We start from the raw sequence: 26231 nt of genomic DNA, 5'->3' as shown, positions 1-26231 counted from the left end.
TTTCCTTTCCCCTTCCCCAGGCGTATTCCTCCCTTTCTTGCATGGGAGGGGGCCAATGACCCGTTCGGGAAGGACGCGGTGTGTGCCGTCTGGGCCGGGTCCGGCGCGGGCCGGGTCCGCCCGGCCCGCCGCCGAGGATCTGCCCGGCGACCTGTACGACCCGGCGACCGGACTGCTCGCGCCCGAGGGCCGGTTCACGGCTGTCGTGTGCGGCGACCCGGACGCGGCCGGACGGCTGGCCGAGCGCCTGGGCGGGCACGCCACCGAGGCGGACGCCATGGCGTCCGCCCTGCTCGGCGGGGTCGCGCTCGACGGGCTCCCGCTGGACGCGGCACGGGCCGCCGTCCTCGTCCAGGACAAGGACCCGGTGCTGCTCTCCGGCACGCTCCACGAACTCCTGGACGTGCCCTCGTCCGGGAAGGTCGCGGCCGACGCGGCATTGGCGGCGGCGCAGTGCGGCGACGTCCTCGACGCGCTGGCGCAGGCGTCGGTGGACACCGACGGCGACCCGATGCGCACCCGGATCACCGAGCGCGGCCGGTCGCTCTCCGGCGGCCAGCGCCAACGCCTCGCCCTGGCACGGTCGTTGGTGACCGACCCGGAGGTGCTCGTCCTGGACGAGCCGACCTCGGCGGTCGACTCGCACACCGAGTCACGGGTCGCGGGCGGCATCAAGCGGCTGCGCGCGGGCCGTACGACGGTCGTGTTCTCGTCGTCGCCGCTGCTGCTCGACCTGGCGGACCGGGTCGTCCTCGTACACGACGGCGAGGTCGCCTCGGTCGGGGTGCACCGCGACCTGATGCACACCGACGCCCGCTACCGCGCGGTGGTCGCCCGCGAGACCGACGAGCCGGCGCGGACCGAGGAGACACAGTCACTGGAGACATGGGAGGAGACGGCATGATCGGCGTGGCGGCACCCGAGTACGACCCGGCGGCCCCGCAGTCGGCCACCACCCTGCCGGTCGGCACCCCGGCGACCGTCCGGGCGTACGTACGTCAGCTGATGCGGCGCCACCGCACGGCGTTCGCGCTGCTCATCGGGGTCAACGCGGTCGCGGTGATCTCCTCGATGGTCGGCCCGTACCTGTTGGGCGGGATCGTCGAGGACCTCTCCAACGACGTCCAGGACCTCCATCTGGAGCGCACGGCCGCGCTGTTCGCGGGCGCGCTGATCGTGCAGACAGTGTTCGTGCGCCTGGTACGGCTGCGCGGCGGGATGCTCGGCGAGGAGATGCTGGCCGATCTGCGCGAGGACTTCCTGGTGCGGTCGGTGGGGCTGCCGCCGGGCGTCCTGGAGCGCGCGGGCACCGGCGATCTGCTCTCCCGGATCACCACGGACATCGACCGGCTGGCCAACGCGATGCGCGAGGCCGTGCCGCAGCTGGCCATCGGCGTGGTGTGGGCACTGCTGCTGATCGGCGCGCTCACGGTCACCGCGCCGCCACTGGCCCTGGCGGTGCTCGTGGCGCTGCCCATGCTCGTGGCGGTGTGCCGCTGGTACTTCAGGCGGGCGCCCTCGGCGTACCGATCGGAGGCGGCCGGGTACGCGGCGGTCGCCGCCGCGCTCGCCGAGACCGTCGACGCGGGCCGGACCATCGAGGCGCACCGCCTCGGCGAGCGCCGCATCGCGCTCTCCGACCGGCGGATCACCGAGTGGACGGCCTGGGAGCGGTACACCCTGTGGCTGCGGTCGGTCCTGTTCCCCGTCATCAACCTCACCCACACCGCCATCCTGCTGGCCGTCCTGATGATCGGTGGAACGTTCGTCCTGAACGACTGGCTCGCCGTCGGGCAGCTGACGACGGGCGCGATGCTCGCGATGATGATGGTCGAGCCGGTCGGTCTGATCCTGCGCTGGTACGACGAGCTCCAGGTGGCCCAGGTCTCCCTGGCCAGGCTCGTCGGCGTCCGCGACATCGAGCCGGACGCGGGCGACGCCGAGGTGCGCCCGGACGGCCGGGACGTCGAGGCGGACGCGGTGCGCTTCGGCTACCGCGAGGGCGTGGACGTACTGCACCAGGTCTCGCTGTCGGTGGCGCCTGGCACACGGCTGGCGCTGGTGGGGCCGTCCGGCGCGGGCAAGTCCACGCTCGGGCGGCTGCTCGCGGGCATCTACGCCCCGCGCGAGGGCAGCGTCACGCTCGGCGAGGCCGAGCTGTCGCGGATGCCCGCCGAGCGGGTGCGCGAGCACGTGGCGCTGGTCAACCAGGAGCACCACGTGTTCGTGGGCTCGCTGCGGGACAACCTGCTGCTCGCCCGGCAGGGCGCCGGGGACGCGGAGCTGTGGGCGGCCCTGGGCGCGGTCGACGCCGACGGGTGGGCGCGGGCGCTCGACGACGGCCTGGACACGGAGGTCGGCTCCGGCGGGCTCTCCCTCACCCCGGCCCAGGCCCAGCAGATCGCGCTGGCCCGCCTCGTCCTGGCGGACCCGCACACGCTGGTCCTGGACGAGGCGACCTCGCTCCTCGACCCGCGTGCCGCACGGCACCTGGAGCGCTCGCTGGCACGGGTGCTGGACGGCCGTACGGTCGTGGCGATCGCCCACCGCCTGCACACCGCGCACGACGCGGACGTGATCGCGGTGGTCGAGAACGGCCGCATCAGCGAGCTGGGCAGCCATGACGCCCTGGTCGAGGCGGACGGCGCGTACGCCGCGCTGTGGCGGTCCTGGCACGGGTGAGGCCCCGCCCAGGGGGCGGCGCGGCGGGCTCAGATGAAGTTGAGCGCGCCCGCCGCCCCGACCCCGCCGAGCACCATGAACACGGGCATCAGCACCTTCAGCTCGACCCAGCTCCCGGCCCGGAACCGCATCGCCTTCGGCGGGCCCACCGGGTACCAGCGCTTGCGTCCCAGCGGGATCGGCCACAGGATCGGGCAGCCGGAGACGGTCAGCGCGTCCCCGATGTCGTGGACCAGGGCGCCGAGCACGATCGGCAGGCCCAGCCACAGGTACTCCTGGCCGGAACCGGTGAAGAGCCAGTCCGAGCCGTTGCCGGGCTTGTCGAGGACCCCGGCCATGATCCAGGCGCCGGCCGCGCCGAGCAGCCACACCAGGACGTCGCTGGACATCCGCGCGGCCCGCCACAGCAGGCCCTCCACGGCGAGCACCACATGGACGAAGAGGATGCCGAGCACCGCCCAGCGGCCGCCGAACACGGCCGCGGCCGAGGCGCCCGCCCCGATCAGGACGGCCCACAGCCAGGTGTGGGTGAGCGTGCGGTGGCCGCCGTTGCGGCGCGGGTCGCCGGGGCCCCTGGTCGCCTTGTAGACGGCGTGCGAGAGCTCGTCGACGATGCCGCACAGGGCCCGGGAGACCGGGCCGAAGGCGCGCGAGATGGTCGCGGACTTGTGGTCGAGGTCGGGCGCGAGCGCCGCTCCGGCGCTGATCAGCGCGCCGACGACGAGCACCGGCCAGGGCATGGCGTGCCCCGTGGCCGCGGCCGCGGCCCCCACCCCCAGCCAGGCAGCGGCTCCTGACAGTGAGTGCGCAGGTCCCATCATGACCGTGCCCCGCCCCATTTCCTGTTGTCCCGTGGCCCAGTTGACGACGCAGCCTATCGCTCATGATCTTCTTGCCCGTCCTCCGGTTCCCTCTCATGGGGTGAAGCCAGGCAAGATGGGGGCGTGACCCTTATCGATCAGCTGCCGCCGAGTGCCGACCCCGATGCCCTTTTCGAGGCCTTCTCCACCTGGGCCGAGGAGCGGGGCATCTCCCTGTACCCGGCGCAGGAGGAGGCCCTGATCGAGGTGGTGTCGGGGGCGAACGTGATCCTTTCCACCCCGACCGGCTCCGGAAAGAGCCTGGTGGCGGCGGGTGCGCACTTCGCGGCGCTGGCCCGGGACGAGGTCACGTTCTACACCGCGCCGATCAAGGCGCTGGTCTCGGAGAAGTTCTTCGACCTCTGCAAGCTCTTCGGCACCGAGAACGTCGGCATGCTGACCGGCGACGCGTCCGTGAACGCCGACGCCCCGGTCATCTGCTGCACCGCCGAGGTCCTCGCCTCCATCGCGCTGCGCGACGGCAAGCACGCCGACATCGGCCAGGTCGTGATGGACGAGTTCCACTTCTACGCCGAGGCGGACCGCGGCTGGGCCTGGCAGATCCCGATCCTGGAACTGCCCCAGGCGCAGTTCGTCCTGATGTCGGCCACCCTCGGCGACGTGTCGATGTTCGAGAAGGACCTGACCCGGCGCACCGGCCGGGAGACCGCGGTGGTCCGCTCGGCGACCCGCCCTGTCCCGCTCTCGTACGAGTACGTCACCACGCCCATCACCGAGACGCTGACCGAGCTCCTGGAGACCAGGCAGTCGCCGGTCTACATCGTGCACTTCACGCAGGCGCAGGCGGTCGAGCGCGCGCAGTCGCTCATGTCGATCAACATGTGTACGCGCGAGGAGAAGGACGCGATCGCGGAGCTGATCGGCAACTTCCGCTTCACCACCAAGTTCGGCCAGAACCTCTCCCGTTATGTGCGCCACGGCATCGGCGTGCACCACGCGGGCATGCTGCCCAAGTACCGCCGTCTGGTGGAGAAGCTGGCGCAGGCGGGCCTGTTGAAGGTCATCTGCGGCACGGACACCCTCGGCGTGGGCGTCAACGTCCCCATCCGCACCGTGCTGTTCACCGCGCTCACCAAGTACGACGGCACCCGGGTGCGCACCCTGCGCGCCCGCGAGTTCCACCAGATCGCGGGCCGGGCCGGGCGGGCCGGGTTCGACACCGCCGGGTTCGTGGTCGCCCAGGCGCCCGAGCACGTCATCGAGAACGAGAAGGCGCTCGCCAAGGCGGGCGACGACCCGAAGAAGCGCCGCAAGGTGGTCCGCAAGAAGGCTCCCGAGGGCTTCGTCGCCTGGTCGGACTCCACCTTCGAGAAGCTGATCGGCGCCGAACCCGAGCCGCTGACCTCGCGCTTCCGGGTCACCAACATCATGCTGCTCTCGGTGATCGCCCGGCCGGGCAACGCCTTCGAGGCGATGCGCCATCTCCTGGAGGACAACCACGAGCCGCGCAAGGCGCAGCTGCGGCATATCCGCCGCGCCATCGCCATCTACCGCTCGCTGCTCGACGGCGGTGTGGTGGAGCAGCTGGACACCCCGGACGCCGAGGGCCGCACGATCCGGCTCACCGTCGACCTCCAGCAGGACTTCGCGCTCAACCAGCCGCTGTCCACGTTCGCCCTGGCGGCCTTCGACCTGCTCGACCCCGAGTCGCCCTCGTACGCGCTGGACATGGTCTCGGTGGTCGAGTCGACGCTCGACGACCCGCGCCAGATCCTCGCCGCCATGCAGAACAAGGCGCGCGGCGAGGCCGTCGGCCAGATGAAGGCGGACGGCGTGGAGTACGAGGAGCGCATGGAGCGGCTCCAGGACATCTCGTACCCGAAGCCGCTGGAAGAGCTGCTCTGGCACGCGTACAACGTCTACAAGACGTCGCACCCGTGGGTGGGCGACCACCCGGTCTCGCCGAAGTCCGTCATCCGTGACATGTACGAACGGGCGCTCACCTTCACGGAGTTCACCTCCTGGTACGAGCTGGCGCGCACCGAGGGCATCGTCCTGCGCTATCTGGCGGGCGCGTACAAGGCGCTCGACCACACCATCCCGGACGACCTCAAGACCGAGGACCTGGAGGACCTGATCGCCTGGCTCGGCGAGATGGTCCGCCAGGTCGACTCCAGCCTGCTCGACGAGTGGGAGCAGCTCGCCAACCCGGAGATCGAGACCGCCGAGCAGGCCCAGGAGAAGGCCGACGAGGTCAAGCCGGTCACCGCGAACGCCCGCGCCTTCCGCGTCCTGGTGCGCAACGCGATGTTCCGCCGGGTGGAGCTGGCCGCGCTCGACAACGTGGCCGAGCTGGGCACGATGGACGCCGAGTCGGGCTGGGACGCGGACGCCTGGGGCGAGGCGATGGACAAGTACTGGGACGAGTACGAGGACCTGGGCACCGGCCCGGACGCGCGCGGCCCCAAGCTGCTGGCGATCGAGGAGGACGCGGCGCACGGCCTGTGGCGCGTGCGGCAGACCTTCGCCGACCCGAACGGCGACCACGGCTGGGGCATCAGTGCGGAGGTCGACCTCGCGGCGTCCGACGAGGAGGGCCGCGCGGTGGTCCGGGTGACGGACGTAGGCGAGCTGTGATCAGGAGAGTGGAGACGGACCCCATGACCAACCCCGCCGAAAGACTCGTCGATCTGCTCGACCTGGAGCAGATCGAGGTCGACATCTTCCGCGGCCGCAGCCCGCAGGAGTCCCTGCAGCGCGTCTTCGGCGGCCAGGTGGCCGGCCAGGCGCTGGTGGCGGCCGGGCGCACCACGGACGGCGAGCGCCCGGTGCACTCGCTGCACGCCTACTTCCTGCGCCCCGGCCGCCCCGGCGTCCCGATCGTCTACCAGGTCGAGCGGGTCCGGGACGGCCGGTCGTTCACCACCCGCCGGGTCACCGCGGTCCAGCAGGGCCGCACGATCTTCAATCTGACGGCGTCCTTCCACCAGCCGGAGCCGGGCAGTATCGAGCACCAGCTGCCGCCGCGCCTGGACTTCCCGGAGCCGGAGTCGCTGCCGACGGTCGCGGACGAGATCCGCGAGCACCTGGGCACGCTGCCGGAGGCCCTGGAGCGGATGGCGCGCCGCCAGCCCTTCGACATCCGGTACGTGGACCGGCTGCGCTGGACGCCGGAGGAGATCAAGGACGCGGACCCGCGCAGCGCGGTGTGGATGCGCGCGGTCGGCCCGCTGGGCGACGACCCGCTGGTGCACACCTGCGCGCTGACGTACGCGTCCGACATGACGCTGCTCGACGCGGTCCGCATCCCGGTGGAGCCGCTCTGGGGTCCCCGGGGCTTCGACATGGCCTCGCTCGACCACGCGATGTGGTTCCACCGGCCGTTCCGGACCGACGAGTGGTTCCTGTACGACCAGGAGTCCCCCATCGCGACCGGCGGCCGGGGCCTGGCCCGCGGCCGCATCTACGACCGCGAGGGCCGGCTGCTGGTGTCCGTGGTCCAGGAGGGCCTGTTCCGCCCGCTGCCGGCCCGCGACTGACCGGTTCTTTTCCCCTGTTACGAGGAGTCTGCTGATGAGCCTGTACGACATCCCGCTGCGCACGCTGTCCGGCGAGCCCACCTCGCTGGCCGACTACAAGGGCAAGGCGGTGCTGGTCGTGAACGTGGCGTCCCAGTGCGGTCTGACCCCGCAGTACGCCGGTCTGGAGCGCCTCCAGGCGCAGTACGGCGAGCGCGGCTTCAGCGTGCTCGGCGTGCCCTGCAACCAGTTCGGCGGCCAGGAGCCCGGCAGCGCCGAGGAGATCGGTACGTTCTGCTCGGCGACGTACGGAGTGACGTTCCCGCTCCTGGAGAAGACGGACGTCAACGGAGACGGCCGCCACCCGCTGTACGCGCGCCTCACGGAGGTCGCGGACACGGACGGCGAGGCCGGCGACGTCCAGTGGAACTTCGAGAAGTTCCTGATCTCCCCCTCCGGCGAGGTGGTCGCCCGGATCCGTCCGCGCACCGAGCCGGACGCCCCGGAGGTCGTCGCGGCGATCGAGGCGCAGCTGTCGGTCTGAGCCACCGGAGAGAAACAGTGCGGCTCCGTTCCCGCCACACGGGAACGGAGCCGGTCTCCTGGCGGTGGAGGCTAGCGGATCGGCATGCCCGAGAGCGTGCGGGCGATCACCAGGCGCTGAATCTCGCTGGTCCCCTCGAAGATCGTGTAGATGGCAGCATCGCGGTGCATGCGCTCCACCGGGTACTCGCGGGTGTAGCCGTTGCCGCCGAGGATCTGGATCGCCTGCCCGGTGACCTTCTTGGCGGTCTCGCTCGCGAACAGCTTGGACATCGAGCCCTCGGCGGAGGTGAAGGGCCGGCCCGCCGTGGCCATCCAGGAGGCGCGCCACACCAGCAGCCGGGCCGCGTCGATCTGCGTACGCATGTCGGCGAGCTGGAACGCGACGCCCTGGTTGTCGATGATCGGGCGGCCGAACTGCTCGCGGCCCTTGGCGTATTCGAGTGCGTAGTCGTACGCGGCGCGGGCCGTGCCGACCGCCATGGCGCCGACGGCCGGACGGGAGGCCTCGAAGGTGGCCATCGCGGCGTTCTTCACCCTCCCCCAGCCTTCGGCCGGGGGGACCCCCACGCCGCCGCCCGCCTTCGCCTTCTCGCGGGCCCGGGCGAGCCGCTCGTCCAGCTTCTCCTTGCCGCCGAGCAGGCAGTGCCCTGGCACACGGACGTCTTCGAGCACGACCTCGGCGGTGTGCGAGGCGCGGATGCCGTGCTTCTTGAACTTCTGCCCCTGGGACAGGCCGGGGGTGCTGGGCGGCACGATGAAGGAGGCGTGCCCCTTGGAGCCGAGCTCCGGGTCGACGACCGCGACGACGACGTGCACATTGGCGATGCCGCCGTTGGTGGCCCAGGTCTTGGTGCCGTTGAGGACCCACTCGTCCTTGGCCTCGTCGTACACGGCCCTGGTCCGCATGGAGGCGACGTCGGAGCCCGCGTCCGGCTCGGAGGAGCAGAAGGCGGCGACCTTCACGTCGTCCACGTCGCCGTACATCTGCGGTATCCAGGTGCCGATCTGTTCCTCGGTGCCGTTGGCGAGGACGCCGACGGCGGCGAGGCCGGTCCCGACGATCGACAGGGCGATGCCCGCGTCGCCCCAGAACAGCTCCTCCATGGCGACCGGGATGCCGAGACCGGTCGGGTCGAAGAACTGTTGGGCGTAGAAGTCCAGGGAGTAGATTCCGACCTTGGCGGCTTCCTGGATCACCGGCCAGGGGGTCTCCTCGCGCTCGTCCCACTCCGCGGCGGCGGGCCTGATGACGTCCTTCGCAAACCCGTGCAACCAGTCCCTGACCTGCTTCTGGTCGTCATTGAGTTCCATCGTGAACTCGGCCATGTCCCCTCCACCAGTTCCCGTGCCACAGACAAGCGTTACTTGCGGTAACGGCAGTATGTTACTCACCGGTAGAGCCTGTCAACCGACCGCCGGCCGATCAGCGCGGGACCTGGCCGGAGTGTTACGTTGCGCAGGCATTCCGGATGGCGGAACACGTCGGCGGAACCACGCGACGCGTAAGACGCAGTACGAGTACGGGCGGGGAGACGAAGCCATGGAGACCACACACCAGGCCGAGCAGCAGCGGACGTCGGCCGAGAGCCGTCGGCGGGAACTGCTGGAGGCGGCGGACCGGGTGGTGCTCCGGGACGGCCCCAAGGCATCGATGAACGCGATCGCCGCGGAGGCCGGGATCACCAAGCCGATCCTGTACCGGCACTTCGGGGACAAGGGCGGGCTGTACCGGGCGCTGGCGCAGCGCCACACGGACGCCCTGCTCGCCGCGCTGCGGGCGGCGCTGGACGCACCCGCGGAGCGCCGTGAGCGCGTGGAGGCCACGCTGGAGACGTACCTCGTGGCGATCGAGGCTCGGCCCCAGGTGTACCGCTTCCTCATGCACCCCGCGGAGGAGACCGGCGGCGGCGAGCACGCCGGGTTCGACGTGGGCCGCCACTCGGCGCCGCTGCTGCGGCGGATGGGCGAGGAGCTGGGCATCGTGATCGCCGAGCGGATCGACCTGGGTCCGGGGAGCGAGGCGCTGGCGCGGGTGTGGGGCCACGGGATCGTCGGCATGATGCACGCGGCGGGCGACTGGTGGCTGGGCGAACGCCCCTGCTCCCGGACGGAGTTGGTACGGGGCCTGGCGGACCTGCTGTGGGGCCGCCTGGCAGCGGCGGCGGACCGGGTGGGCGGGCCAGGCTTCTAGGGCGTGTTTCGAAAGTCCCGTCTGCCCGGCGGCGTCTGGCACGCACGCTCGCCGCGTTGTCGGGATCACCCCGATACAACCAGTATCGGGGCGACCCTCCGCCTTGCGATCGCACGCACCAGACGCCGCCGGGCCCGCCCTTCGGGCGGACGACGCTACTTTCGAACCACGCCCTAGGCCCCGCCCCTTCCCGCTGTGACATCTGCGGCTCCGCCGCGTGGCCTCCGGGGCGGGGGCCCCTGTTCGTCTCCGGGTCCGGTGGAGGCCGGCCGCGCAGTTCCCCGCGCCCCTTCGGTAACTCCAGCCCCTCCGGCGTGCAAGGAGCGGGGTCCGGGGCGCAGCCCCGAAGCGGGGGCGGGGGCGCAGCCCCGGCGCGGGTAACGGGGGCGAAGCCCCCGTAAGCGGGGCGCAGGGGCCGCAGGCCCCGCAACGGGGTCCAGGGGCGCAGCCCCCGGGAAACCACCTCAATCCCCCACCCACCCCCGGAGGGTTCAGGGAAGGGGCGGGGTGGGGGAACTCCCCCGGCCACCCCACGGCGCCCGCCGCACCGCCCTCGCCAGCCGCGCCTTGCGCCACCCCGCCAAGCGCTCCGGATACACCACCCCCTCCAGGTGGTCCATCTCGTGCTGGAGACACCGCGCGAAGAACCCCGTGCCGGACACCCGTACCACCGCGCCCGACACCGTCCGCCCCTCCACCACCGCCTCGTCGTACCGCTCCGTCCCCGCCTCCAGACCCGGCAGGGACAGACAGCCCTCGGGGCCGCGCAGCAGCAGGCCCTCGGCCGACACCAGACGGGGGTTGACGAGGTGTCCGAGGTGGCGGACGTCCTCGTCGTCGGGGCAGTCGTAGACGAACACCCGCAGCCCCACGCCGATCTGATTGGCCGCGAGCCCCACCCCCCGCGCCGCGTACATCGTCGCGAAGAGGTCCTCGACCAGCCGGCCGAGGGACGGACCGAAGTCGGTGACGGGCTCACACGGGGCGTGCAGGGCCGGGTCGCCGAGGAGAGACATCTCTCGTACCGAGCCGGAACTGCCGGGAATGGGACGGTGACGCATGCCCGTAAGCGTACGGTCCAGGGGGTTCGCGGCCGCGCCACCACCGGCGCGGTTCGGGCCGCTGTCCGGATCTCGATAGGCTGAGGTCCGACCCAGGCGCAAGGAGGATCAAGGACGATGGCAGGCAACGCGGAGCCGCTGTCACCGCGGGCCAAGCTCGCCGTGACGGCGGGCAAGGCCGCTGCGGCGGTGTCGCGCGCAGCGGGGCGGGGCAGTGGATCGGTGATCGGCGGCCGGGTAGCGCTCAAACTGGACCCCGATCTGCTGGGGCGGCTGGCGACCCACCTGGACGTGGTCCTGGTCTCGGCGACGAACGGCAAGACGACGACGACCCGGCTCATCGCCGAGGCGCTGCGGGCCAGCGGCCCGGTGGTGTCCAACGCGCTGGGCGCCAACATGCCCGCGGGCATCACCTCGGCGCTGGCGGGCGGCTCGGACGCCCGCTTCGGCGTGATCGAGGTGGACGAGAAGTACCTCTCCGGTGTCGCACGCGATGTGACGCCCAAGGCGATCGCGCTGCTCAACCTGAGCCGCGACCAGCTCGACCGGGCCGCCGAGACCCGGATGCTCGCCGAGAAGTGGCGCGAGGGGCTTCAGGGCACCAAGGCCGTGGTGATCGCCAACGCCGACGACCCGCTGGTCGTCTGGGCGGCCTCCTCCTCCCCCAACGTGGTGTGGGTGGCGGCGGGCCAGGAGTGGAAGGACGACGCCTGGTCGTGCCCCGCCTGCGGCGGTGTGATGCAGCGCCCGGGCGACGACTGGTTCTGCGGTGAGTGCGGCTTCCGCCGCCCCGCCCCGAGCTGGGTGCTCAGCGGCGACTACGTCCTGGACCCGCACGGTTCGGCCTGGCCGATCCACCTCCAGCTGCCCGGCCGCGCCAACAAGGCCAACGCCGCCACCTCCGCCGCGGTCGCCGCGGTCTTCGGGGTGCCGCCGCAGGTCGCGCTGGAGCGGATGTACCAGGTTCAGGCGGTCGCGGGGCGCTACGACGTGGTGTCCTTCCAGGGACGCGAGCTGCGGCTGCTGCTCGCCAAGAACCCGGCGGGCTGGCTCGAAACGTTTTCCCTCATCGACCCGCCGCCCACGCCGGTGATCCTCGCCGTCAACGCCCGCGGCGCCGACGGCACGGACACCTCGTGGCTGTGGGACGTCGACTACACCCGGCTCGCCGGTCACCCGATCTTCGTGATCGGCGACCGCAAGCTGGACCTGGCGGTCCGCCTGGAGGTCGCGAACCTGGACTTCCGGGTCTGCGAGAGCCTCGCGGAGTGCGTACAGCTGGCGCCGCCCGGCCAGATCGAGCTGATCGCCAACTACACCGCCTTCCAGGACGTGCGCCGCACGGTCGGCAACTGAGACCCCCTAAGGAGCAAGCGAGCATGAGCGACAACAGCCTGCGCCTCGTGTGGGTCTACCCCGACCTGCTGAGCACGTACGGCGACCAGGGCAACGCCCTGGTCGTGGAGCGCCGGGCCCGCCAGCGCGGCCTCGACGTGGCCCGTCTCGACGTCCGCAGCGACCAGCCGGTGCCGTCGTCGGGCGACATCTATCTGATCGGCGGCGGCGAGGACCGGCCGCAGCGGCTCGCGGCCGAGCGGCTGCGCCGCGACGGCGGCCTGCAGCGTGCCGCCGCCAACGGCGCGATCATCTTCTCGGTCTGCGCCGGGTACCAGATCCTGGGCCACGAGTTCATCAACGACCTCGGCGAGCGCGAGCCGGGCCTCGGCCTGCTCGACGTGGTCTCCACCCGGGGCGAGGGCGAGCGCTGCGTCGGCGACGTGCTGGGCGACATCGACGAGCGCCTGGGCCTGCCCCAGCTCACCGGTTTCGAGAACCACCAGGGCGTCACGCACCTGGGCCCCACGGCCCGCCCGTTCGCCCGGGTCCGCCTGGGCCGGGGCAACGGCACCGGCGACGGCACCGAGGGCGCGTACAACGAGACCGTCTTCGGCACGTACATGCACGGTCCGGTGCTCGCGCGGAACCCGCAGATCGCGGACCTGCTGCTGAAGCTGGCCCTCGATGTGAACGCGCTGCCGCCGACCGACGACCGGTGGTACGAGGCGCTGCGCGCCGAGCGCATCGCCTCGGCGACCCAGCCCGCCTGACCCGGGCTGAGCCCCGGAAGACGGCGTTCGTACTTTCGTCTGACGTCCATCAGTCGGACGTCTGATTCGGCCCCGCCACCCTGCGCCGGTAGGGTGGCGGGGATCCAACCGGACGACGTGGTCCGGTCGTCGGCCCACGTTGCAAAGGTTTTCCGGGCAATGCGAATTGGTGTGCTCACCTCCGGCGGCGACTGCCCCGGCCTGAATGCCGTCATCCGTTCCGTCGTGCACCGCGCGGTGGTCGATCACGGCGACGAGGTCATCGGCTTCCACGACGGCTGGAAGGGTCTCCTGGAGGCCGACTACCGCAAGCTCGACCTGGACGCGGTCGGCGGCATCCTCGCCCTCGGCGGCACGATCCTCGGCTCCTCCCGCGTCCAGCCCGCGCATCTGCGCGACGGCGTCGAGCGCGCGAAGGGCCATGTCGCCGAGCTCGGTCTCGACGCGATCATCCCGATCGGCGGCGAGGGCACGCTCAAGGCCGCCCATCTGCTCTCCGAGGCGGGCCTGCCGATCGTCGGCGTGCCGAAGACCATCGACAACGACATCGCGTCGACCGACGTCACCTTCGGCTTCGACACGGCCGTCGGCGTCGCCACCGAGGCCCTCGACCGCCTCAAGACGACCGCCGAGTCGCACCAGCGCGTGCTGATCGTCGAGGTCATGGGCCGCCACACCGGCTGGATCGCGCTGCACTCCGGCATGGCCGCCGGCGCCCACGCGATCGTCGTGCCGGAGCGGCCCTTCGACATAGACGAGCTGACCGAGCTGGTCGGCCGCCGGTTCTCGGCGGGCAAGAAGTTCGCGATCGTGGTCGTCGCCGAGGGCGCCAAGCCGCGCGAGGGCTCGATGCGCTTCGACGTGGGCGGCACCGACATCTACGGCCACGAGCGGTTCGCGGGCGTCGCCAGCCAGCTCGCCGTGGAGCTGGAGCGGCGCCTGGACAAGGAGGCCCGCGCGGTCATCCTCGGCCACGTCCAGCGCGGCGGCACCCCGACCGCGTACGACCGCGTCCTGGCGACCCGGTTCGGCTGGCACGCGGTGGAGGCCGTGCACCGCCGCGAGTTCGGGATGCTGACCGCGCTGCGCGGCACGGACATCACCATGGTCCCGCTCGCCGAGGCGACGGCGACGCTCAAGACCGTCCCGGCCGAGCGGTACGCCGAGGCGGAGTGCGTCCTGTAACACCCGCATCGTTTTGCGCGCAATGAGCCGCCCCCGGTCGCGATCGCGACCGGGGGCGGCTCTACTCTGGGTGCGGACAACCGGTACGAAATCAGGAGTCAGCGGATGGATCACGGCGGGCACGGCATGGGCATGAACATGGATCTGCCGCCGTTCACGCTGGGGCGCGGCCTGGAGTGGTCCACGGACCCGTTCTTTCTGATCGGCTGTATCGCGGGGCTCGGTCTGTACGGCTGGGCGGTGCTGCGGCTGCGCAGGCGCGGCGACGGCTGGCCGGTGAGCCGGATGGTCTTCTGGACCCTCGGCGTGCTGAGCATCGCCCTGGTGATGTGCACCAGGCTCAACGACTACGGCATGGTCATGTTTAGCGTGCACATGGTCCAGCACATGGTCATCAGCATGCTCTCGCCGATCCTGCTGCTGCTCGGCGCGCCGGTGACGCTGACGCTGCGCGCGCTGCCGGTCGCCGGGCGCGGCCGCAAGGGCCCGCGCGAGCTGCTGCTCGCCCTGCTGCACAGCCGCTACCTGCGGATCATCACGCACCCCGCGTTCACGATCCCGATGTTCATCGCGAGTCTCTACGGGCTCTACTTCTCGCCGCTCTTCGACTTCCTGATGGGGTCGAGGACCGGCCACATCGCGATGATGGTCCACTTCCTCGCCGTCGGCCTGATCTTCTTCTGGCCGATCATGGGCGTCGACCCGGGCCCGCACCGCCCCGGCTACATCATGCGGATGCTGGAGCTCTTCGCGGGCATGCCGTTCCACGCCTTCTTCGGCATCGCCCTGATGATGGCGACCCAGCCGATGATCGGCACGTACAAGAACCCGCCCTCCTCGCTCGGCATCGACGCCCTCGCCGACCAGGAGGCGGCCGGCGGCATCGCCTGGGCCTTCAGCGAGATCCCGTCCGTGCTGGTCCTGATCGCGCTGGTCTTCCAGTGGTACGCGACCGAGAAGCGCGAGGCGCGGCGGCAGGACCGGGCCGCCGACCGCGACGGCGACAAGGAGCTGGCCGCCTACAACGCCTATCTGGCCTCGCTGAACGCACGCGGGCAGTAACAGCCGGTGCGCCGGTCTGGCGCGACGGGCCCCTGCGGGGCGACCATGGACTTCACGGCAGCGGCCGGGAGGAAGGGGACCCCATGCCAGGCACGACGAAGGCGATGGTGGTGCTCACCGTCGTGGCGCTGGTGATGATCACTGCGTACACGGTGGCGCTCGGCAGCAGCGGCTGGCTCTGGTTCGGCTGGGTGGTCCTCGGCCTGGCGACGGTGGGCATGGCGGCTTCGCGCAGCGCCTGAGCGGCGCCCCGGCGGGCGGGCCGAGTGAGGAGCTGGTGCGTTGCTGTACTACGTGCTCAAGTACGCCCTTCTGGGGCCGTTGCTGAGGCTGCTCTTCCGGCCCAGGATCGAGGGCCTGGAGCACATTCCGGACGACGGCCCGGCGATCGTCGCGGGCAACCACCTGTCGTTCTCCGACCACTTCCTGATGCCGGTGATGCTCAAGCGGCGCATCACCTTCCTCGCCAAGCAGGAGTACTTCACCGGGCCCGGCATCAAGGGCCGGCTCACCGCCGCCTTCTTCCGCGCGGTCGGGCAGATCCCGGTGGACCGCTCCGGCAAGGAGGCCGGGAAGGCGGCGATCCGCGAGGGCCTCGGGGTGCTGCGCAAGAACGAGCTCCTGGGCATCTACCCGGAGGGCACCCGCTCGCACGACGGACGGCTCTACAAGGGCAAGGTGGGGGTCGCCGTGATGGCGCTGAAGGCTCAGGTTCCGGTGATCCCGTGCGCGATGGTCGGCACCTTCGAGATCCAGCCGCCCGGACAGGTCATGCCGAAGATCAAGAGGGTCACCATCCGGTTCGGCGCGCCGCTCGACTTCTCCCGCTACGCCGGCATGGAGAACGAGAAGGCCGTGCTGCGGGCCGCCACCGACGAGCTCATGTACAAGATCCTGGAGCTCTCCGGGCAGGAGTACGTGGACCGGTACGCGGCCGACGTGAAGGCCGAGGAGGCCGGAAAGTTCCCCAGGGTCCTCGGCTGACAGCGGATCCGCGCACGGCGCAACTCCCTGGCCCCGATGATCACATGGTCGTAGCGTCCCCCGTATGGGCAAGGGAACAGCGTTCGTCGTAGGGGCCACGGGACAGATCGGGCGGGCCGCCGTGCGCGTGCTCGCCGAGGACGGGTGGGAGGTGCGGGCCGCCTCGCGCGGCGGCGGGAGCGATCCGGGCTGGCCGGAGGGAGTGCGCCCGCTCGCGCTCGACCGGGACGCGGAAGGGGAGCTGGCCGCAGCCCTCGGGGACGGCTGCGACGTCCTGGTGGACATGGCGGCGTACGACGGAGGGCACGCCCGGCAGCTGGCCGGACTCACGGACCGTATCGGCTCGGCCGTGGTGATCTCCAGCGGCGCGGTGTACGAGGACGACCGGGGCCGCAGCTTCGACACCCAGGGGGAGCCGGACGGCTCGCCCCGCTACCCGGTGCCGATCCCCGAGACGCTGGCCACGGTCGCGCCGGGCGAGGAGACGTACGGTACGCGCAAGATCCGGCTGGAGCGGGAGCTGCTCGCCTCGGTGCTGCCCTCGACGCTGCTGCGGGCGGGCGCGATCCACGGGCCGCACTGCCGGAGCCCGCGCGAACTGTTCTTCGTGAAGCGGGCGCTGGACGGGCGGCCGGTGCGGGTGCTCGCGCACGGCGGGGCGAGCCGCTTCCATCCGGCGCACGTCGCCAACATCGCCGAGCTGATCAGGCTGGCCGCGCTGCGGCCCGGGTCGCGGGTGCTCAACGCGGCCGACCCGCAGGCGCCGACCGTCGCCGAGATGAGCGCCGCGATCGACGAGGTGATGGGGGTCCGCAGCCAGACGGTGGTCTTCGAAGGGGCGCCGGAGGAGGGCACGGTGGGCCTCACCCCGTGGAGCGCGCCGCACCCGATCGTCTACGACATGTCGGCGGCCGAACGGGAGCTGGGCTACCGGCCGGTGACCGGGTACGTGGAGTCGCTGCCCGCGACGGTCGCGTCGATCGTGGACCGGCTCGGGGGCGGGGACTGGCGGGAGGCGTTCCCCGGCATGGCCAAGTACCCGGACCTGTTCGACTACGCGGCCGAGGACGCCTGGCTGGCCGGGCGGGGCTGACACGCGAAGGGGGCGGCCGCAGCTGCGACCGCCCCCTCCTTCATGCGCGCTCGGCCGTTACGGCTTCGGCGTGGCGTGCGGGGTGCACGTCACATCGGCGCTGTCGACCTTGCCGGAGAGGAAGTAGGCCTCCACCCGGGTGTTGATGCACGGGTTGACCAGACCGGTCACCCCGTGCGAACCCGCGTCCTTCTCGGTGATCAGGCGCGAGCCCTTGAAGCGCTGGTGCAGCGAGACGGCGCCCTGGTACGGCGTGGCCGCGTCCCGGGTGCTCTGGACGATCAGCACCGGCGGCAGGCCCTTGCCGGTCTTGACCTCGACCGGGGTCTGCTGCCGCGTCTGCCAGGTGGCACACGGCAGGTTCATCCAGGCGTTCGCCCAGGTCATGAACGGGTTGTTCTTGTTGAGCCGGGTGTTGTCCCGGTCCCACTTCTTCCAGCTGGTGGGCCACTTGGCGTCCGCGCACTCGACGGCGGTGTACACCGCGTTGCCGTTCTCGGAGCTGATGTTGCCCTTGGTGTCCGACATGTCGGGAGCGGCCGCGTCGACCAGCGCCTTGGTGTCGCCCGCCACGTACTTGCTCCACGTCTTGGCGACGGGCGCCCAGGACGAGTCGTAGTACGGGGCGCTCTGGAAGTACGCGATGAGCTCGGCCGGGCCGACCGCGCCGCCGATGGGGCTCTTCTTGGCCGCGGCGCGCAGCTTCACCCACTGCTGCTCGACCTTGGCCGCCGTGTCGCCGAGGTGGAAGGTGGCGTCGTTCTGGGCGACCCACTTCTCCCAGTCGCTCCAGCGGCCCTGGAAGGCGATGTCCTGGTTCAGGTTGGCCTGGTACCAGATGTTGTCGCGCGCCGGGTCGACGACGCTGTCCACCAGCATGCGGCGCACGTGCGACGGGAAGAGCGTGCCGTAGACCGCGCCCAGGTAGGTGCCGTAGGAGACGCCCAGGTAGTTGAGCTTCTTCTCACCGAGCGCGGCGCGGATGACATCCAGGTCGCGGGCGGTGTTCGGGGTGGTCATGAACGGCAGCATCCAGCCGCTGCGCTCGGCGCACCCGTCCGCGTACTCGGCGGCGAGCTTGCGCTGGGCGCGCTTGTCGGCCTCGCTGTCCGGGACCGGGTCGGCCTTCGGCGCCTTGACGAACTCCTGCGGGTCGACACAGGAGATCGGCGTCGAGTGGCCCACGCCGCGCGGGTCGAAGCCCACGAAGTCGTACGCCTTGGCGGTGTTGACCCACAGGGGGTTCTTGCCCGTCACCCGGGTCGGGAAGCGCATGCCGGAGGCACCGGGGCCGCCCGGGTTGTAGACGAGGGCGCCCTGGCGCTCGGCCGGGGTGCCGGTCGAGGCGATGCGGTCCACGGCGAGCTTGATCTGCTGGCCGTAGGGGTGGGCGTAGTCGAGCGGAACGCTGACGTAACCGCACTGGATCGGCTTGGCGAAGCCCCAGTCGGCCGGGCAGTCGGTCCAGTCGATGCCCTTCTTGGCGGCCCGCTCGGCGGCGAGCTGCACGCCGCGCGCCTCGGAAGTGCCGTGGTGACGGCTTTCGGCGGTGGCCGTCGGTGCCGCGATCGCGCCCGCTATGAGCGTGCCCGCGATCAGAGTGCCGGCCGAGCCGAGCACTGCGGTGCGTCTCAAGTGGTTCCTCCCCCTGCTGAAGTGCGCCGCTCGGAGCGGCGCGTTCCATGCTCTCGGGGGATCCTCGCGCCTCGACAGCCGTCGAGAACAGGTCGTGCTGGTGTTTCTTTACCGAACCGATAGCCGGGACGCGGAGTCCCGTTGAGCGGTGTGGACTTCGTCGAGTACGCGCCGCAGCAGCCGGGCGTCCGGCGCGAGGGCGGTCACCAGGAACGCGGGCCCGGCCAGCGGTGTCAGCACCGCGCTCTCGCCGAGCATCCGCGCCCGCACGGGCTTCTCCGCCAACTCCGGGTCGACGACGAGGAGTTGCCCCACCGCCCGGTGCCCGCCCAGGACCGCCGAACCGTTCCAGCCACCGGGCGCGCCGGGACCGTACGACAGCGCCTGGTCGAGGAGCGGGCGGCCCGCGCGGTGCACGGTGAGCCGGGTGGCGAGCGTACCGGGATCCTCGCCGTGGCGCCCGAGGATCTGCTCCTCGCGCAGAACGAGCCGGGCGTCCGCCGCGAGCTCGACGCGGGTGCGCATCCGCAGATCGCTGCCGCGCGCCGAGATCAGCTGCTCGGGCAGCCAGTGCAGCTCGCCGCCGGGGCCGACGCCGAGGCGCACGTCGTAGTGCGCGGGCTCACCGGTCCGCCCGGGCAGGGCGATGGTGGCGGCGGCCGAGTCCACGGTGAGCCGGGCTCCGTCCCGGACCTCGGCCTCGACGGCGATGCGGTCGCCGCCGAGCGGGGCGCTCATCGCCCCGACTACGGTGACCCGGTGGCGCCCGCCGATGGCCCGGGTGCGGCGCAGCGCCAGCGGGCCCTCGCCCGCCAGGACGGGCAGGCCCTCGGGGGTGGCGACGATCCGGGCGGTGGCGCGCACCCCCGCGCCGAGTGTCAGGCCTTCCATGCGGCGAGCCGCTCCCGCACCCACTCGGCGACCGCGTCCACGCCGTGCTCGGACCTCAACGACTGGAAGACGACGGGCAGTTCGGCCCGCTGCTCCTCGGCGTCGCGGGCCATCCGCGCCAGGTCCGAGCCGACGTACGGGGCGAGGTCGGTCTTGTTGACGACGAGCAGGTCTGCCGTGGTGACTCCGGGGCCGCCCTTGCGGGGGATGTCGTCGCCGCCCGCCACGTCGATGACGAAGATCTGGGCGTCGACCAGGCCCTTGGAGAAGGTGGCGGTGAGGTTGTCGCCGCCGGACTCGACCAGGATCAGATCGAGCGGCCCGACCGCCTCCTCCAGGTCCTCGACCGCTTCGAGATTGGCGGAGATGTCGTCCCTGATGGCGGTGTGCGGGCAGGCTCCGGTCTCCACGGCCTGGATGCGCTCGGGCGGCAGCACGGCGTTGCGCAGCAGGAACTCGGCGTCCTCGCGGGTGTAGATGTCGTTGGTGACGACGGCGAGCGAGAACCGCTCCCGCAGGGCCTGGCAGAGCGCGGCCACGGTGGCGGTCTTCCCGGACCCGACGGGCCCCCCGAGCCCGATGCGCAGGGCCCGCCGCGTCCCGTCGGGCCGGCGGGCGTCGGCGCTGATGGCGGCGGGGCCGCCGTGGGAGTGGTCGAGGTGCATGGTGAGACTCCAATGCGAGGGTCGCTGTCGGCCCGGGCGGGTGTTTGGTCTTTCAGCCCGTCCGGCGTTTGAGGACGAGCCCGTTCAGGGCGATGGTCTTCTTCAGGGAGCGCCTACGACGCGAACAGCCGGACCGGCCACGCCGCATGCGCCTCGGCCATGATGTCGAGCAGCGGCGCCGAGGCGGCGGGCAGCACGGACAGCCCGTCCTCCACGGCCGAGGCCGCCGCGCCCGCGGCCGCCGCCGCCACCGCGTCCAGCTCGGGCGCGAGCCGCGCCAGTACCCCCGTCGCGTCGAACGGATCGAGGCTGAGCAGCCGGACCGCCGCCGTCGCGGGCCCGCTGACCGTCTCGTACGCGACACAGTGCGCCGCGTCCGTCGCGGACAGCCCGCCCGCCCGCGCCGCGAGCCCGAGCACGACCGGCTGGTGCGCCCCGCGCGGCCGGGCCGCCGCCAGCGCGGCCAGCTCCTCACTCGGCCAGGCGGCCCGCGCCGCCCGCATCATCTGGCGGCCCAGCTTGCGCGCGGTGGCCCGCAGCGCCGGGGACGGGGTACGCGCGTCGGCGGCCTCGTCGAGCGCGAGCGGGTCGAGGCCGAGGACGGCCGCCGCGGCGAGCGAGGCCGACACCAGGCCCGCCGTGTGCAGCCGCCCCCGGCAGAACTCCGCCAGGGAGGCCGCGTCATGGACCCGGCCCGCCTTGACGGCCGGTTCGACGCCGCCCGAGTGGGCGTGGCCGCCGGCCGGGAACCGGCCGTCGGCGAGGACGAGCAGGGCAGCTCGGGTCATCAGTGTCGACTCCGCCCGCTCAGAAGAGGAAGTACCGCTGGGCCATGGGCAGTTCGGCGGCCGGCGCGGGCTCCACCGCCTCGCCGTCGATGGTCACCGTGAAGGTGTCCGGGTCGACCCTGACGTCCGGCAGGGCGTCGTTCTCGCGCATGTCCGCCTTCCCCACCCCGCGGGTGTTCTTGATGGCGGTGAACTTCTTGTCCAGGCCCAGCCGTTCGGGCAGCCCGTCGTCGAGGGCGGCCTGCGCCACGAAGTTGAGCGAGTTGGCCGCCGGGGCCTTTCCGTGCGCGCCGAACATCGGACGGGGCAGGACCGGCTGGGGCGTGGGGATGGACGCGTTGGCGTCGCCCATCTGCGCGTACGCGATCTGGCCGCCCTTGATCACGAGCTGCGGCTTGACGCCGAAGAACGCGGGCTCCCACAGCACCAGGTCCGCGAGCTTGCCCGGTTCGACCGAGCCGATCTCGCTGTCGAGGCCCTGCGCGACCGCCGGGTTGATCGTGTACTTGGCGACATAGCGGCGCGCCCGGTGGTTGTCGGCCCGCCCGTCGCCCGCGAGCGCGCCCCGGCGCACCTTCATCACGTGCGCGGTCTGCCACGTACGCAGGATGACCTCGCCGATCCGGCCCATCGCCTGGGAGTCGGAGGAGAGGATCGAGATGGCGCCCAGGTCGTGCAGGATGTCCTCGGCCGCGATGGTCGAGGGCCGGATGCGGGACTCGGCGAACGCCAGGTCCTCCGGCACGGCCGGGTTGAGGTGATGACAGACCATCAGCATGTCGAGGTGTTCCTCGATGGTGTTGACGGTGTGCGGCCGGGTCGGGTTGGTGGAGCTGGGCAGTACGTACGGCTCGGAGACCACGGTGATGATGTCCGGGGCGTGCCCGCCGCCCGCGCCCTCGGTGTGGTACGCGTGGATGGAGCGGCCCGCGATGGCGGCGAGGGTGTCGCCGACGAAGCCCGCCTCGTTCAACGTGTCGGTGTGGATGGCGAGTTGGGCGCCGGTCTCGTCGCAGACACCCAGACAGGCGTCGATGACGGCCGGGGTCGCGCCCCAGTCCTCGTGGATCTTGAATCCGAGGGCGCCGCCGCGCAGCTGGGAGTGCATGGCCTCGCGCGACATGGTGTTGCCCTTGCCGAGCAGACCGATGTTGACGGGCGCGTTCTCCAGGGCCGCGAACATCCGGGCCAGGTGCCAGGGGCCGGGGGTGACGGTGGTGGCCTTGGTGCCCTCGGCGGGGCCGGTGCCGCCGCCGACGAGGGTGGTGATGCCCGAGGAGAGCGCCTGGTCGACGAGGGTGGGCGAGATGAAGTGGACATGGGTGTCCACCGCGCCCGCCGTGAGGATCTTCCCGTTGCCCGCGATGATCTCGGTCTCGGGGCCGATGACGAGGTCCGGGTGGACGCCGTCCATGGTGTCGGGGTTGCCCGCCTTGCCGAGCGCGGTGATCCGGCCCTCCCGGATGCCGAGGTCCGCCTTGACGATGCCCCAGTGGTCCAGGACGACGACTCCGGTGATCACGGTGTCGGGCGCGCCCTCGGCGCGGGTGGTGCGGGCCTGGCCCATCGACTCGCGGATCACCTTGCCGCCGCCGAACACCGCCTCGTCGCCCGCGCGTCCGGGTCCGCCGCAGCGGTCCTCCTCGATCTCGACGAGCAGATCGGTGTCGGCGAGCCGGATGCGGTCGCCGGTGGTGGGGCCGAACAGGTCGGCGTACACGGCACGGTGGAGCTCAGCCATCGAGGGGCCCTCCGGTCTCGCCGCGCAGCCCACTGACGATCCGGCGTCCGGCGAGGGGGACGAGCTCGACATCGACGGGGATGCCCGGCTCGAAGCGCACGGCGGTGCCCGCGGCGATGTTCAGCCGCAGCCCGCGGGCGGCGGCGCGGTCGAAGTCCAGGCCGGGGTTGGCCTCGGCGAAGTGGTAGTGCGAGCCGACCTGGACGGGCCGGTCGGCGGCGTTGAGGACGGTCATCGTGGTGGTCTCGCGACCCTCGTTGAGGGCGACGGGCTCGTCCGCGAACAGGATCTCTCCGGGAATCATGGCGGCGCTCCCCCGTCAGACGATGGGCTCGTGGACGGTGACGAGCTTGGTGCCGTCCGGGAAGGTCGCCTCGACCTGTACGTCGTGGATCATCTCCGGGATGCCCTGCATGACGTCGTCGCGGGAGAGCACCTTGCGTCCGGACGCCATGAGTTCGGCGACGGTCCGGCCGTCGCGGGCGCCTTCGAGGATGTGCGACGTGATGAGCGCGACGGCTTCGGGGTGATTGAGTTTCACCCCGCGGGCGCGGCGCTTGTCCGCGACGTCCGCGGCCACATGGAGGAGCAGTCTCTCCTGCTCGTGCGGCGTCAGTTGCACGCTTCCCACCTCACAGTCGTGCCCGGGACGGGGGAATCCCGCCTCGACGCTGCGGGACCCTAGCCGAGTTCAACACTCTGTTGACCTGCGGTTCACGGCTCCGCAGCCAGGCATTGCACGTTACGGCGGAAGTTTTTCCGGCTCGTTAACTGACGCTTTGCATATCCATGGCCAATGCATCCATCACCGGCTCGGGCGATCCGGAACCCGTCAGTCACCCGCCGGCGACTGACGGTGCTCGGCGGCGATGCCGAACCGGCGCCGTTCGCCGGGAGCGGACGCGACCTGGCGCACCGACGACACCGAGCTGATCACCTGCTCCTCGGCCGGCTCCGCCGCGCCTTCAAGTCGTTCCAGGTCAGCGGCGGACACCAGGGCGACGAGGGGCTTGCCGTGCCGGGTCACGACAACGCGCTCCCCGCCGTACACCACGCGGTTGATCAGCTCGGCGAGCTCAGCTCGGGCTTGCGTCACCGGAATCTCATAGGCCATGCTCCCCATCATAACGGCCTGTACGTCCTGTACATTTTTTACAGAGACATCGGCACGAGAGAAGAGGTACGTCATGCCCGGCCCGTCCGCCCGATACGTCCTGCCCGAATTCTCCGAGCGCACCTCGACCGGGGTCCGCACCCTCGATCCGTACTCCAAACTCCTGGAGGAGCGGATCGTCTTCCTCGGCACCCCCGTCGACGACACCGCGGCCAACGACGTGATGGCCCAGTTCATGCACCTGGAGCACGCCGACCCGGACCGCGACATCTCGCTGTACATCAACTCCCCCGGCGGCTCGCTCACCGCGATGACGGCGATCTACGACACCATGCGGTTCGTCACCTGCGACGTGGAGACGGTGTGCATGGGCCAGGCCGCCTCGGCCGCTGCCGTACTGCTGGCCGCGGGCGCCCCGGGCAAGCGGCTCGCGCTGCCCGGCGCGCGGGTCCTGATCCATCAGCCCGCGGTCGCGGAGCCGATCCAGGGCCAGCCGTCCGACCTGGTGATCTATGCCAATGAACTCCAGCGCGGGCGCGAGCTGTTGACGGAGCTGCTGGTCCGGCACACCGGGCAGTCCACCGAGCGGATCAGCGCCGACATCGAGCGGGACACCATCCTCGACGCCACCGCGGCCGCCGAGTACGGGCTGGTCGACCACGTCGTCACCAGCCGCAAGAACTCCGCTGCGGCGCAAGGGAGGTAGAGCCGTGCTGCCCGAACTTCCGCCGCTGCCCGCGCTGACGCGCGCCGAGGGCGAGTTCATCGACGCGTACCTCGACGCGCTCGACAAGTTGGGCCGGATCAACCCCGCCCGGCACCGCGACACCTACGGCGCGCTGCGGGCCGCGCAGGCGCTCGTCGGGCGGGCCGTGGCGCTGCGGGACGCGCTGACTACCATGCATCGGCGCGGCGAGTCGGAGCTGCACTCCGAGACGCTGGCGCGGACCCTTCGGCTGCTCGACGGGGAGCGCCGTGCGGGCCGTCTGACGATGCCGCCGCCGTCATCCGCGAGTTGACGCTCCGGTGTCCGTGCACCCCCGCGCCGGTACGAGTCGGTGTCCCCCGTTCGCACCATCCGATGGTCCGAACGATGTACCACAAATGTTGCTCCGAATGCGCAGACACCGAACGGAATGAATCGTTCCATCGCTGGTGCGACGCAGGTCGGACACCCCGTCAGGAGCGTTGGAACACAGATGTACACCTGAATGGGTCAGTCGTGAGGAGCCTCACAAAACGCCGTTTCGGCTCGGAAATCCGACACTTCGTGGGTCAAGATCCCTTCCGACGACAAGCCCCCGCCACCGCGGCGGGGCGGTCCGGGCGGACGCCGAGTCCTGCCGCCGTACCCGGATGACTGGTCGACTGAGTGGATCGGCAGGAGTGGAGGACCCAAGCAGTGCGGGCCCACCGGGAGACCGGGAGGCCCTTGGGGTGAAGCCGCGCGAGCGGCCGGGCATCTTCGCCAGTCCGAACCCGACAGGTCATCCTTCGCAGGCGGTTTGACGAAGGGTCGCGCATGACTGCGCAGAATTACGTCCCGTCCCTGCTGACTCGAGTCGGTGCGGTCTCCGCCCTCACGCTCGCCGCCGTCGGCGCCACGATGCTGGCGCCGGGTGCCGGCAGTGAGGCGAGCGCCGCGACACTCGCGACGAAGGCGCTCAACGTCGCCGCGTCGAAGAAGGGCGCGCCGTACAAGTCCGGCGCCAGCGGCCCGTACCGGTTCGACTGCTCGGGGCTCACCGTCTACTCGTTCAAGCAGGCGGGCAAGAAGCTGCCCCGCACCACCCAGCAGCAGTACAACAGCACCCGGCACATCTCGTCGTCCGCGCGCCAGCGCGGGGACCTGGTGTTCTTCCACTCCGGCTCGAACGTCTACCACGTGGGGATCTACGCCGGGAACGGCAAAATTTGGCACTCCCCCAAGACCGGGTCCGTGGTCCGGCTGGAGAAGATCTGGTCGAAGGGCGTCTGGTACGGGCGCGTGCGCTGACGCACGCGACGCAAGGGGCCGGTGAGCACGGCGGGCCGGTGGGAACACCCCCCCCCCCCCCCCCGCCCCCCCCCCCCCCCCCCCCGGGCGGGCAAAAGCCCCCCCCACAGGGCCCCGCCCCACCCCTTCCCCCGCCCCTCCCCCGCAACA

General features: G+C 71.6%; 27 protein-coding genes. 16 read left to right on the top strand and 11 right to left on the bottom strand.

The window, feature by feature from the left end:
• A partial coding sequence (locus ACZ499_RS19070) for an ATP-binding cassette domain-containing protein (RefSeq protein WP_468676344.1) occupies nucleotides 1-904 on the top strand: 904 nt, incomplete at its 5' end.
• The gene (locus ACZ499_RS19065; protein WP_468676342.1) at nucleotides 901-2682 is read left to right on the top strand and encodes an ABC transporter ATP-binding protein; all 1782 of its coding nucleotides are present in this window, start codon (nucleotides 901-903) and stop codon (nucleotides 2680-2682) included. The genes ACZ499_RS19070 and ACZ499_RS19065, both read left to right, overlap by 4 nt.
• Nucleotides 2683-2711: 29 nt before the next feature.
• On the opposite strand, the gene ACZ499_RS19060 is transcribed toward ACZ499_RS19065, so the two are convergent.
• Nucleotides 2712-3503 (bottom strand): metal-dependent hydrolase, encoded by a 792-nt coding sequence (locus tag ACZ499_RS19060; protein ID WP_468409433.1) that lies wholly within the window; start codon nucleotides 3501-3503, stop codon nucleotides 2712-2714.
• 123 nt (nucleotides 3504-3626) lie between these two features.
• Here ACZ499_RS19060 and ACZ499_RS19055 point away from each other — a divergent pair, with 123 nt between their 5' ends.
• Genes ACZ499_RS19055 through ACZ499_RS19045 form a run of 3 tightly spaced genes read left to right on the top strand, consistent with a single transcriptional unit; the run spans nucleotide 3627 to nucleotide 7565 of the window.
• On the top strand, nucleotides 3627-6140 hold the full coding sequence (locus tag ACZ499_RS19055) for a DEAD/DEAH box helicase (protein ID WP_468409435.1): 2514 nt from the start codon (nucleotides 3627-3629) through the stop codon (nucleotides 6138-6140).
• A gap of 23 nt (nucleotides 6141-6163) precedes the next feature.
• A complete protein-coding gene (locus ACZ499_RS19050; RefSeq protein ID WP_468676341.1) occupies nucleotides 6164-7042 on the top strand; it encodes an acyl-CoA thioesterase in 879 nt (292 codons plus the stop codon).
• Between the two features lie 34 nt (nucleotides 7043-7076).
• A complete protein-coding gene (locus tag ACZ499_RS19045) occupies nucleotides 7077-7565 on the top strand; it encodes a glutathione peroxidase (RefSeq protein WP_468409439.1) in 489 nt (162 codons plus the stop codon).
• Between the two features lie 71 nt (nucleotides 7566-7636).
• Here ACZ499_RS19045 and ACZ499_RS19040 read toward each other — a convergent pair whose 3' ends face one another.
• Nucleotides 7637-8893: an acyl-CoA dehydrogenase family protein gene (locus ACZ499_RS19040; RefSeq protein WP_468409441.1), complete on the bottom strand. Its 1257-nt coding sequence runs from the start codon at nucleotides 8891-8893 to the stop codon at nucleotides 7637-7639.
• A gap of 214 nt (nucleotides 8894-9107) precedes the next feature.
• Between ACZ499_RS19040 and ACZ499_RS19035 the strand changes: the two genes are divergently transcribed.
• Nucleotides 9108-9758, top strand: a complete 651-nt coding sequence (locus ACZ499_RS19035) for a TetR/AcrR family transcriptional regulator (RefSeq protein ID WP_468676340.1) — start codon at nucleotides 9108-9110, stop codon at nucleotides 9756-9758.
• 491 nt (nucleotides 9759-10249) lie between these two features.
• Here the strand turns inward: ACZ499_RS19035 and def are convergent, their stop codons facing one another.
• Entirely contained in the window at nucleotides 10250-10819 is a 570-nt protein-coding gene (gene def, locus ACZ499_RS19030; RefSeq protein ID WP_468409445.1) for a peptide deformylase, read from the bottom strand.
• A 117-nt stretch (nucleotides 10820-10936) separates the two neighbouring features.
• Between def and ACZ499_RS19025 the strand changes: the two genes are divergently transcribed.
• The 7 genes from ACZ499_RS19025 (at nucleotide 10937) to ACZ499_RS18995 (ending at nucleotide 17251) form a co-directional block, all read left to right on the top strand.
• Complete coding sequence (locus tag ACZ499_RS19025; protein WP_371650807.1) at nucleotides 10937-12175, top strand: MurT ligase domain-containing protein; 1239 nt, start codon at nucleotides 10937-10939, stop codon at nucleotides 12173-12175.
• 23 nt (nucleotides 12176-12198) lie between these two features.
• A complete protein-coding gene (locus ACZ499_RS19020; protein ID WP_190091330.1) occupies nucleotides 12199-12927 on the top strand; it encodes a type 1 glutamine amidotransferase in 729 nt (242 codons plus the stop codon).
• A 159-nt stretch (nucleotides 12928-13086) separates the two neighbouring features.
• Nucleotides 13087-14112: a 6-phosphofructokinase gene (locus ACZ499_RS19015; protein WP_385540164.1), complete on the top strand. Its 1026-nt coding sequence runs from the start codon at nucleotides 13087-13089 to the stop codon at nucleotides 14110-14112.
• A 105-nt stretch (nucleotides 14113-14217) separates the two neighbouring features.
• Nucleotides 14218-15174 (top strand): cytochrome c oxidase assembly protein, encoded by a 957-nt coding sequence (locus ACZ499_RS19010; RefSeq protein WP_468409449.1) that lies wholly within the window; start codon nucleotides 14218-14220, stop codon nucleotides 15172-15174.
• 83 nt (nucleotides 15175-15257) lie between these two features.
• Nucleotides 15258-15416, top strand: a complete 159-nt coding sequence (locus ACZ499_RS19005) for a hypothetical protein (RefSeq protein WP_180357116.1) — start codon at nucleotides 15258-15260, stop codon at nucleotides 15414-15416.
• Between the two features lie 40 nt (nucleotides 15417-15456).
• Nucleotides 15457-16158 (top strand): lysophospholipid acyltransferase family protein, encoded by a 702-nt coding sequence (locus ACZ499_RS19000; RefSeq protein ID WP_468676337.1) that lies wholly within the window; start codon nucleotides 15457-15459, stop codon nucleotides 16156-16158.
• A gap of 64 nt (nucleotides 16159-16222) precedes the next feature.
• On the top strand, nucleotides 16223-17251 hold the full coding sequence (locus tag ACZ499_RS18995; protein WP_468676335.1) for an NAD-dependent epimerase/dehydratase family protein: 1029 nt from the start codon (nucleotides 16223-16225) through the stop codon (nucleotides 17249-17251).
• 57 nt (nucleotides 17252-17308) lie between these two features.
• Here the strand turns inward: ACZ499_RS18995 and ACZ499_RS18990 are convergent, their stop codons facing one another.
• The 8 genes from ACZ499_RS18990 to ACZ499_RS18955 all read right to left on the bottom strand — a co-directional run bounded on the left by ACZ499_RS18990 (nucleotide 17309) and on the right by ACZ499_RS18955 (nucleotide 24085).
• Nucleotides 17309-18886 (bottom strand): alpha/beta hydrolase, encoded by a 1578-nt coding sequence (locus ACZ499_RS18990; RefSeq protein WP_468676333.1) that lies wholly within the window; start codon nucleotides 18884-18886, stop codon nucleotides 17309-17311.
• Nucleotides 18887-18994: 108 nt separating this feature from the next.
• A complete protein-coding gene (locus tag ACZ499_RS18985) occupies nucleotides 18995-19777 on the bottom strand; it encodes an urease accessory protein UreD (RefSeq protein ID WP_468409457.1) in 783 nt (260 codons plus the stop codon).
• Nucleotides 19765-20442: an urease accessory protein UreG gene (gene ureG, locus ACZ499_RS18980; protein ID WP_468676331.1), complete on the bottom strand. Its 678-nt coding sequence runs from the start codon at nucleotides 20440-20442 to the stop codon at nucleotides 19765-19767. The genes ACZ499_RS18985 and ureG overlap by 13 nt, the downstream gene beginning before the upstream one ends.
• 113 nt (nucleotides 20443-20555) lie before the next feature.
• Nucleotides 20556-21230 carry an urease accessory protein UreF gene (locus ACZ499_RS18975; protein WP_468676330.1) on the bottom strand — a complete coding sequence of 225 codons (675 nt, stop codon included), beginning with the start codon at nucleotides 21228-21230 and terminating at the stop codon, nucleotides 20556-20558.
• A gap of 19 nt (nucleotides 21231-21249) precedes the next feature.
• Entirely contained in the window at nucleotides 21250-22971 is a 1722-nt protein-coding gene (locus ACZ499_RS18970) for an urease subunit alpha (protein WP_468676328.1), read from the bottom strand.
• Nucleotides 22964-23275 (bottom strand): urease subunit beta, encoded by a 312-nt coding sequence (locus tag ACZ499_RS18965; protein WP_371650830.1) that lies wholly within the window; start codon nucleotides 23273-23275, stop codon nucleotides 22964-22966. The genes ACZ499_RS18970 and ACZ499_RS18965 overlap by 8 nt, the downstream gene beginning before the upstream one ends.
• Nucleotides 23276-23290: 15 nt before the next feature.
• Entirely contained in the window at nucleotides 23291-23593 is a 303-nt protein-coding gene (locus tag ACZ499_RS18960) for an urease subunit gamma (RefSeq protein ID WP_468676325.1), read from the bottom strand.
• A gap of 210 nt (nucleotides 23594-23803) precedes the next feature.
• A complete protein-coding gene (locus tag ACZ499_RS18955) occupies nucleotides 23804-24085 on the bottom strand; it encodes a type II toxin-antitoxin system Phd/YefM family antitoxin (RefSeq protein WP_468676323.1) in 282 nt (93 codons plus the stop codon).
• A 73-nt stretch (nucleotides 24086-24158) separates the two neighbouring features.
• On the opposite strand from ACZ499_RS18955, the gene ACZ499_RS18950 reads away from it, so the two are divergent.
• The 3 genes from ACZ499_RS18950 to ACZ499_RS18940 all read left to right on the top strand — a co-directional run bounded on the left by ACZ499_RS18950 (nucleotide 24159) and on the right by ACZ499_RS18940 (nucleotide 26081).
• The gene (locus ACZ499_RS18950; RefSeq protein ID WP_468676321.1) at nucleotides 24159-24791 is read left to right on the top strand and encodes an ATP-dependent Clp protease proteolytic subunit; all 633 of its coding nucleotides are present in this window, start codon (nucleotides 24159-24161) and stop codon (nucleotides 24789-24791) included.
• A gap of 4 nt (nucleotides 24792-24795) precedes the next feature.
• Nucleotides 24796-25104 carry a hypothetical protein gene (locus ACZ499_RS18945; protein WP_468676320.1) on the top strand — a complete coding sequence of 103 codons (309 nt, stop codon included), beginning with the start codon at nucleotides 24796-24798 and terminating at the stop codon, nucleotides 25102-25104.
• A gap of 503 nt (nucleotides 25105-25607) precedes the next feature.
• Entirely contained in the window at nucleotides 25608-26081 is a 474-nt protein-coding gene (locus ACZ499_RS18940) for a C40 family peptidase (RefSeq protein ID WP_468676318.1), read from the top strand.
• Nucleotides 26082-26231 lie beyond the last annotated feature (150 nt).

It is taken from the genome of Streptomyces sp. NPDC031265 (assembly GCF_055570295.1).
This window is presented reverse-complemented; position numbering and strand designations above follow the sequence as displayed.